This is a genomic window from Pseudomonas sp. NPDC087342, assembly GCF_044744265.1.
Classification (GTDB): domain Bacteria; phylum Pseudomonadota; class Gammaproteobacteria; order Pseudomonadales; family Pseudomonadaceae; genus Aquipseudomonas; species Aquipseudomonas nunensis.
Window position 1 is genome coordinate 48380 of the sequence record NZ_JBIUXZ010000036.1, and the last position, 3151, is coordinate 51530.

The 3151-nt window shown below is 57.1% G+C and carries 4 protein-coding genes and 1 pseudogene (1 of these 5 only partly in view); all 5 read right to left on the reverse strand.

Going from position 1 to position 3151, the window contains the following annotated elements; translation table 11 throughout:
* Positions 1 to 290: pseudogene (gene pnp, locus ACIOYV_RS32130) on the reverse strand (polyribonucleotide nucleotidyltransferase); it reaches 1826 nt to the left of the window's first position.
* 194 nt (positions 291 to 484) lie between these two features.
* Complete coding sequence (gene rpsO, locus ACIOYV_RS32135) at positions 485 to 754, reverse strand: 30S ribosomal protein S15 (RefSeq protein ID WP_003176135.1); 270 nt, start codon at positions 752 to 754, stop codon at positions 485 to 487.
* 118 nt (positions 755 to 872) lie between these two features.
* Positions 873 to 1790 carry a tRNA pseudouridine(55) synthase TruB gene (truB, locus tag ACIOYV_RS32140; RefSeq protein ID WP_123405159.1) on the reverse strand — a complete coding sequence of 306 codons (918 nt, stop codon included), beginning with the start codon at positions 1788 to 1790 and terminating at the stop codon, positions 873 to 875.
* 3 nt (positions 1791 to 1793) lie between these two features.
* A complete protein-coding gene (gene rbfA, locus ACIOYV_RS32145; protein WP_054050033.1) occupies positions 1794 to 2195 on the reverse strand; it encodes a 30S ribosome-binding factor RbfA in 402 nt (133 codons plus the stop codon).
* 159 nt (positions 2196 to 2354) lie between these two features.
* Positions 2355 to 3151, reverse strand: a 797-nt coding sequence (locus tag ACIOYV_RS32150) for a translation initiation factor IF-2 (protein ID WP_401330365.1), incomplete at its 5' end; no start/stop codon positions are given.

Sequence of the window (3151 nt, forward strand, 5' to 3'; positions counted from 1 at the left end):
CGGACGATCAGTCCGCAACTCAGGGTTTCTTTCTCGGAAGGACGGCCTTCACGCTTGAAAAAACCGCCAGGGATCTTACCGGCAGCGTAAGTCTTTTCCTGGTAGTGAACGGACAGAGGGAAAAAGCCTTTGCCTGGATCGGCTTGCTTGGCACCAACGACAGTCACCAATACGCTGACGTCATCGTCAACGGTGACCAATACTGCGCCGGAGGCCTGACGGGCGATACGGCCAGTCTCGAGGGTAACGGTCGACTGACCGAACTGGAATTTTTTGATTACCGGGTTCACGGTGTCCTACCTTCTTTGTGGCTCTTGGGGAACTTGTCTTCTTGCGAAATTCTTGGGCAATGTCGGGAATCGGCCCAACGCCTGTCCAGGGTAAAACGTGTATCCAGATAAAACTTGAGGCTGGGAGCCTGCCATGTACCGGCGGGAAACCCGCTGGCACACAGCAAACAACCAACCTCTAGCGCAATCGCTTATTAGCGACGCAGACCCAGGCGACCGATCAGAGCCTGGTAACGGCCCAGATCCTTGCCTTTCAGGTAGTCCAGCAGCTTACGACGCTGGTTTACCATGCGGATCAGACCACGACGGGAGTGGTGATCTTTACCGTTGGCCTTGAAGTGACCTTGCAGCTTGTTGATGTTGTGGGTCAGCAGTGCAACTTGCACTTCTGGCGAACCAGTGTCACCAACAGCTTGCTGGTAGTCAGCTACGATTTGAGCTTTTTCTTGAACGTCGAGAGCCATGAGGCAATCCTTTTATCAGGAAACTGTTTCAAAGAAACAGCTTCAACAGGCCAGGGACAAATCCCTGTATCTATAAATGAGGAAGTGACCGTGCCTGTTAACAGCCACCCTCGTCCGGTCATTCTGACCGAATCAGTCGACGCGGCGCGATGCGCCCGTCTTCGCTCACTTCACCGATACCGATGAAGCGACCGTTGTGATCCTGTACCCGTACCATGCCGAACTTCGGCGCATCCGGGGCGCGTACCGGCTGGCCGTTAAGCCAGTAGAACGAGCTGTGCTCCGAGAACTGCAACAGCGGCCAATCCAGCAGGCCGCTGTCCGATGGCATCAGGAAGCGATCGACCGCTTCGTTGCCGCCTTCGGCGTGTACGGCTTCCAACTCTTCAAGCGTGACAGTCTGCGCCAGCGTGAAAGGCCCGGCCTGGGTACGTCGCAATTCTGCAACGTAAGCGCCACAACCGAGTTGCTCACCGATATCCTCCACCAGGGTGCGAATATAGGTGCCTTTGCTGCAATCCACCGCTAGTCGCGCAGTATCACCCTCGAAGGCCAGCAATTCCAAGCGCGCAATAGTAACAGAACGCGGTTCGCGCTCCACTACTTCGCCTGCACGGGCCAGCTTGTACAGCGGCTGGCCATCACGCTTGAGCGCCGAGTACATCGGCGGTATCTGGCTGATTTGCCCACGAAAACCGGGTAAAACCGCTTCGACATCGGCGCGACCAACGGTCACCGGGCGCTCCTGCAAAACCTCACCCTCGGCATCCGCCGTGGTGGTGGTCTTGCCCAGTTGCGCCAGGGTTTCATAGGCCTTGTCGGAGTCGAGCAGGTATTGCGAGAACTTGGTGGCCTCACCGAAGCACAACGGCAGCACGCCGGTGGCTAGCGGATCGAGACTGCCGGTGTGCCCGGCCTTCTCGGCGTTCAGCAACCAGCGGACCTTCTGCAACGCGGCGTTGGAGGTGAACCCCAGCGGCTTGTCGAGCAGGATGATGCCGCTGACGTTACGACGGATACGTTTGACCTGAGCCACCGATTACTCCTTGGCGTCTTCGGGTTCAGCCGTTACCGGGTGCTGATTGTCTTCAGCCACCGCACGCTCGATCAGGGCCGACAGATGCGCACCACGCACGACGCTTTCGTCGTAGTGGAAGTGCAACTGCGGAACGCTGCGCAACTTCATTTCGCGAGCCAACTGCATGCGCAGGAAACCGGCGGCGGAGTTGAGCACCTTGATGCTTTGTGCGATGTCTTCGGCGTTGTCCTGGCCCATCACGGTGATGAAGATCTTGGCGTGACCGACGTCACGGCTGACTTCAACAGCGGTAATGGTGACCAGGCCGACGCGCGGGTCTTTGACTTCACGACGGATCAGCTGTGCCAGCTCACGCTGCATCTGATCGCCGATACGTTGGGTACGGCTGTATTCTTTTGCCATGTCTTGTTACCTGTTACTGCCTCACGGTGAAACCCGTGGGGTCTGAAAGCGGCAAACGCCCGGCCTGACAAAAGCCAGACCGGGCGTTGCGTTTAGAGTCCTGACGCCGTGCCGCGCACTTGCATGCGGCGGCTCGCCGTGGCCCTTGAAGTGCGCGAGTTAGAGGCTGCGAGCAACCTGAACCTTCTCGTAAACTTCGATCTTGTCGCCAGCTTTGACGTCGTTGTAGCTCTTGACGCCAATACCGCATTCCATGCCGGCACGTACTTCGGAAGCGTCATCCTTGAAGCGGCGCAGGGATTCCAGCTCGCCTTCGAAGATAACGATGTCTTCACGCAGTACACGGATTGGACGGTTACGGTGAACAACACCTTCGATAACCATGCAACCGGCGATCGCACCAAACTTCGGCGAACGGAACACGTCACGCACTTCAGCGGTACCCAGGATGTTCTCGCGAACATCGCTGCCCAGCATACCGGTGAGGGCTTTCTTGACGTCTTCGATGATGTCGTAGATCACGTTGTAGTAACGCATATCCAGACCTTCCTGCTCGACGATCTTGCGAGCGCCAGCATCGGCACGCACGTTGAAGCCGAACAGTACAGCGTTGGAGGCCAGTGCCAGGTTAGCGTCGGACTCGGTGATACCACCAACGCCGCCGCCCACAACACGCACTTGCACTTCGTCGTTACCCAGGCCGTTCAAGGCACCGTTCAACGCTTCCAACGAACCACGGACGTCGGATTTGAGGACGATGTTGAGCGTCTTCTTCTCTGCCTGACCCATGTTTTCGAAGATGTTTTCAAGCTTGCCAGCGTGAGCACGGGCCAGTTTGACTTCGCGGAACTTGCCTTGACGGAACAGCAATCCACCGTTGGTTTGCGGGTCATGCAACAAAAACTTTCTGGCAAGTGAAAGCTCGGCAAGGTACGCAATGTTTTGAGCATACTTTT